This is a genomic window from Streptomyces sp. NPDC054847 (assembly GCF_053610925.1).
In genome coordinates, this window is record NZ_JBSGZJ010000505.1 from 1 (window position 1) to 5,027 (window position 5,027).

The window sequence follows — 5,027 nt, forward strand, 5'->3', positions numbered from 1 at the left end:
CCGACACCCCCATCATCACCACCGACGCCCGCCACCGCGCCGACGCCAAGAGCGCACTCATCACCCTCGTCGAACACGCCCTCATGGCCCGCCTGAAGTAGAATGGCCAAGTAGACGACGCAATACGGCAGTTGTCGTAGTTGCCGTGGGGCGGGCTGTGTCTTTTGACACGGCCCGCCTCCGTGTTCATAACATTTCGACAGAGAATTCCGGCGCAGTGGACACCCGTTGCACACGGGCGGTACCACTGTGCTCACATGAGCCTCGCCAATTGTCGGGGCTCGTTCTTTATGCCCGTTTTATGCGAGGCGTACGCCACTCGGAATCACCGATTCCGAGTGTTTGGAATGCGGCCGGTCGTCGTGCTGGAATTCGTCGAACTGCCGAGTAGTACGGCTCTGAACGAAACACGGCACAGCGTAGGTGCCGACGCCGAGAGGTTGTTGGTCGAGTGAGGCGAAGCAACACGAGCTCCGCAGAGCAGCAGGCGCGGGGCAACTTCACCCCGCCGTCGCGCACAGCGGCGCCGCCTGCGGATGCGTCGGGAGCTTCCGGCTCTTCCCCGGCCGTCGGCGGGCCGGGAGGTTCCGGGGGCAGCACCAGCCGCTTCTCCCCTCGCAACTGGCGGGTGCCCACCCGACTGAACGCGATCCTCCTCATACCCGTGCTCGTCGGTCTGGTCATGGGCGGGTTCCAGGTCAAGCAGTCGATCGACACCTGGAGCGAGGCGCAGGACGCGGAAAAGACCGCACTCGTCGTGCGCGCGGCCTCCGAGTACGGCCAGGCGCTCCTGAACGAGCGTGACCTGACCGCGCAGCCCCTGCTGCTCGCCACGAGCCAGGACGCCCGGCAGGCCGCCGTCGTCACCGAGGCGTACGACACCACCGACGCGGCGAAGGCCAAGTTCGACGAGGCCGTCTCGGAGATGCCCGACGGGCAGGGCCTCGAACGCCGCCTCCAGTTGTTCCGGCAGGAGGAACCAAAGCTCGCCGACCTCCGCAAGGCGGCCTACACCAAGGCTCTCGACCCGGTGAAGACCGAAGAGGGCTACGTCAAGATCCAGCACGTGCTGATGGAGTTCGCCAACGAGCTCGGCCTCGGCACCGGTAACGTCACCAGCTACGGCCGTACCGTCTACGCAGTCCAGCTCGCCAAGGCCGCCGCGTCGCTGCAGCGCTCCATCGGTATGCACCTGCTGGTGCGCCCGAGCAAGGACACCGGCGTGCTGGAACAGCAGAAGGTCGCCTTCAACTCGTACAACTACCTCGAGCAGATCGCGATCGGCGAGTACGTCTCCGGCGGCACGGAGGCCGACACCGCGCGGCTCAAGGAAGTCATGGCCGGCAAGGCCGCCGAGGGCGGCAAGCGGTTGGCAGCGGCCGGTCTGAACCCGCCCAAGGGCCCCGACGGCTCCGTCTTCACCGGTATGGCCACCGCAATCGGCTCGGGGACCGACAAGGACGATCTGAAGACGCAGGACATCACGCCCGAGACGTGGATGGGCGCGGCGACCGCCAAGTTCGACGGCTACACCGAGATCGAGACCGACCTCGTCGACCGGGCCGTGAACGAGGCCGCGGCGATCTCCGACGACGCCAAGACCGACGCCATCGTCAACGGCCTCATCGTCGTCATCGCCCTGCTCACCGCCTTCATCCTGGCCGGCCTCATGGCCCGCCAGATGAGCCGCTCGATGCGCCAGCTGCGCACCGCGGCGTTCGGCATCGCCGAGCAGCGCCTGCCGATGCTGGTCGACCAGCTGTCCCGGACCGAGCCGGGCCGGGTCGACACCCGCGTCCAGCCCATCCCGATCGACACCCAGGACGAGATCGGCGAGGTCGCCCGGGCCTTCGACCAGGTCCACCGCGAGGCCGTCCGGCTCGCCGCCGAGCAGGCCATGCTCCGGGGCAACGTCAACGCGATCTTCACCAACCTCTCCCAGCGGAACCAGTCGCTCATCGAGGGCCAGCTGACCCTGATCACCGACCTCGAGAACAACGAGGCCGACCCGGACCAGCTGGAGAACCTCTTCAAGCTGGACCACCTGGCGACCCGTATGCGCCGCAACGGTGAGAACCTGCTGATTCTCGCCGGCGAGGAGCCCGGCCGCCGCTGGAACCAGCCCGTGCCGCTCGTCGACGTGCTGCGCGCCGCCTCCTCCGAGGTGGAGTCCTACGAGCGCATCGAGCTCACCGGCGTCCCGGAGACCGAGATCCACGGCCAGGCCGTGACCGACCTCGTGCACCTCCTCGCCGAGCTGCTGGAGAACGCCACCACCTTCTCCTCGCCGCAGACCAAGGTCCGCGTCACCGCGACCCGTCTCCCCGACGGCCGCGTCATGGTCGAGATCCACGACAAGGGCATCGGCCTCACCGCCGAGGACTTCGCGGACATCAACCACAAGCTGGCCAACCCGCCGACCGTGGACGCCGCCGTCTCGCAGCGCATGGGTCTCTTCGTGGTCGGCCGCCTCGCCGACCGGCACGGCATCCGCGTCCAGCTGCGCCCCTCGGGCGAGCAGGCGGGCACCACCTCGCTGGTCATGCTTCCCGACGCCATCACCCACGGTGGCGGTGGCGAGGCGCTGCCCGAGGACGACTTCACGGTCTCGCAGATCATCCCGAAGCAGCAGTCCTTCGAGAGCGCCCCGATGCGGACCGCCGCGGAGCTCGGCTTCGACGACTCCCGCTACGAGCAGCCCTCCGACGACTCCGCGACCCAGCTGGACCCCGTGGGCCGCTCCCTGATGCGCGAGGAGCGCCGGGCGGCCCTGGAGGCCCAGGCGCACGGCGAAAGGCCGCTGTACCGCGACGAGTCGCCGTACGAGCAGGAGCAGGCCCCCCAGCAGGAGTACGGCTCCGAGTACGGCCAGGAGTACGCACAGGCGGACCAGGGCTACGCGCAGAACCAGCAGCCTGCGTACGACGAGTACCAGGGCGGCGGCTACCAGGACCCGTACCAGCCGGCGAACGGCGGCTACCCCGAGCACACGGAGCAGCAGGATCCGCTCCAGGGCGCATATGCGGAAGCCACATACCAGGACCCGCAGAACACCCAGCAGCAGTACGAGGGTCAGTACGACGCCCAGCCCCACCAGGGTGAGTGGGCCGATCACAGCGGCTACCAGAGCGCTTACGAGCCCGAGTACCGTCCCGAAGCGGAATCTGCACCCGCCGCTCCCGCGAACGCCTCGGACCGCGTAGGCTTCGAGCGTCCGGGACCGTCTCCGAGCAGCAGCCACGAGCTGACGGATGCCGGTCTCCCCCGGCGCGGTGGCAGCCAGAAGCCGTCGTCGGCGCAGCAGGTGCCACAGCCGCCGGCGCAGCAGCAGGCGTCGCAGCAGCAGTGGCAGCAGCAGGCCCCCGAACAGGCTCCGGCCGCTCAGCAGAGCGGACAGGCCCCGGGCGGCAGCGGCAACGGCTCGGGCAGCTTCGGCGGCGGGAGCTCCGACACCGACGACTGGCGCTCGGCGAACGACGAGCGCTGGCAGCGGGCGGAGAAGCTTCGCGACCCGAAGGCGGGCGGGGTCACCTCGTCCGGTCTTCCCCGGCGGGTACCCAAGGCCAACCTGATCGAGGGCACGGCCGAACAGACCCCGCAGGGCGGCCCACAGGTCTCCCGCGCCCCGGAGGACGTGCGTGGCAGGTTGAGCAACCTGCGGCGCGGCGTCCAGCAGGGACGCAGCGCGGGAACGGACACGAACGGACCGGGCTCCGGCCCGGGCAGTACCTACAACCAGGAGCGTTAGTGTGAGCCCGATGAGCCAGGCGGCGCAGAATCTGAACTGGTTGATCACCAACTTCGTGGACAACACCCCAGGGGTGTCGCACACGGTGGTGGTCTCCGCCGACGGACTCCTGCTGGCGATGTCCGAAGGTTTCCCGCGCGACCGCGCCGATCAGCTGGCGGCCGTGGCCTCCGGTCTGACCTCGCTGACCGCGGGCGCCTCCCGGATCTTCGAAGGCGGCGCCGTCAACCAGACGGTCGTGGAGATGGAGCGCGGCTTCCTCTTCATCATGTCCATCTCCGACGGATCCTCACTTGCCGTGCTGGCCCACCCCGAGGCCGACATCGGCCTGGTGGGCTACGAGATGGCGCTCCTGGTCGACCGTGCGGGCAGCGTCCTCACTCCCGACCTTCGCGCGGAGCTCCAGGGAAGCCTGCTCAACTGACGATCTGCCGGGTTCGTCCCGGTAGTTGCTCTTGACCAGTAGACAGACAGTGCGTTTCTCGCCACCGCACCGTTAAGGTGCGGTGGCGCGGGCTCCACAGGGACAGGAACCGGCGTACAGGCAGTCGGAGGAGGAAACGTGGCAACACCCCCAGGCGGGCGCCCTTATGAGGGCGGTCATCAGCCGCACGGTGAGCACACAGACAACCGGTTCAACTTTCCTTCGACGCCGGGCAGAGCGGGCGCGCAGCAGCCCTACCAGCAGTCGCAGTCGCCGTACGACCCGTCCTACGACGCGTCGTACGATCCCTCCTACGGTCAGCAGCAGCCCCGCATCCAGCCGGTGGCCCCGCGGCGCGCCCAGGAGCCCGCGAAGGCGTCGTCCGCCGGTTCCGGCAGGCACAACCCGCTGGTGCGCCCGTACGCCATGACCGGCGGCCGGACCCGGCCGCGTTACCAGCTCGCCATCGAGGCGCTGGTCAGTACCACGGCCGATCCGTCAAGGCTGCAAGGGCAGTTGCCCGAGCACCAGCGGATCTGCCGGCTGTGTTTCGAGATCAAGTCGGTGGCTGAGATCTCGGCACTCCTCTCCATCCCCCTCGGCGTTGCCCGGATCCTCGTCGCCGACCTGGCGGAGGCCGGACTTGTCGCCATTCACCAGCCCGGCGGCGACGAGTCCGCCGGCGGCCAGCCAGACGTGACACTGCTCGAAAGGGTGCTCAGTGGACTTCGCAAGCTCTAGCGGCGGTGCTGCCCGCTCAACCACCAGCGCGAAGATCGTGGTGGCGGGCGGCTTCGGCGTGGGCAAGACCACGTTCGTCGGCGCCGTCTCGGAGATCAACCCGCTGCGTACCGA

3 protein-coding genes and 2 pseudogenes are annotated in these 5,027 nt (G+C 68.8%); all 5 read left to right on the forward strand.

The genetic code is table 11. The annotated features are described in order from the left end of the window. A pseudogene (locus tag ACWGH4_RS31095) lies at positions 1–101 on the forward strand (ATP-binding protein); the annotation flags it as partial. Positions 102–451: 350 nt separating this feature from the next. Next, entirely contained in the window at positions 452–3,748 is a 3,297-nt protein-coding gene (locus ACWGH4_RS31100) for a nitrate- and nitrite sensing domain-containing protein (RefSeq protein ID WP_453466776.1), read from the forward strand. A gap of 10 nt (positions 3,749–3,758) precedes the next feature. After that, positions 3,759–4,172 (forward strand): roadblock/LC7 domain-containing protein, encoded by a 414-nt coding sequence (locus tag ACWGH4_RS31105; RefSeq protein WP_005311461.1) that lies wholly within the window; start codon positions 3,759–3,761, stop codon positions 4,170–4,172. 138 nt (positions 4,173–4,310) lie between these two features. Continuing rightward, on the forward strand, positions 4,311–4,913 hold the full coding sequence (locus ACWGH4_RS31110) for a DUF742 domain-containing protein (RefSeq protein ID WP_441267620.1): 603 nt from the start codon (positions 4,311–4,313) through the stop codon (positions 4,911–4,913). Next, a pseudogene (locus tag ACWGH4_RS31115) lies at positions 4,894–5,027 on the forward strand (ATP/GTP-binding protein); the annotation flags it as partial. The gene ACWGH4_RS31110 and the pseudogene ACWGH4_RS31115, both read left to right, overlap by 20 nt.

Coding starts and splice junctions, on each gene's coding strand:
- ACWGH4_RS31105 (WP_005311461.1), top strand. CDS start 3,759: ATGAGCCAGGCGGCGCAGAATCTGAACTGGTTGATCACCAACTTCGTG.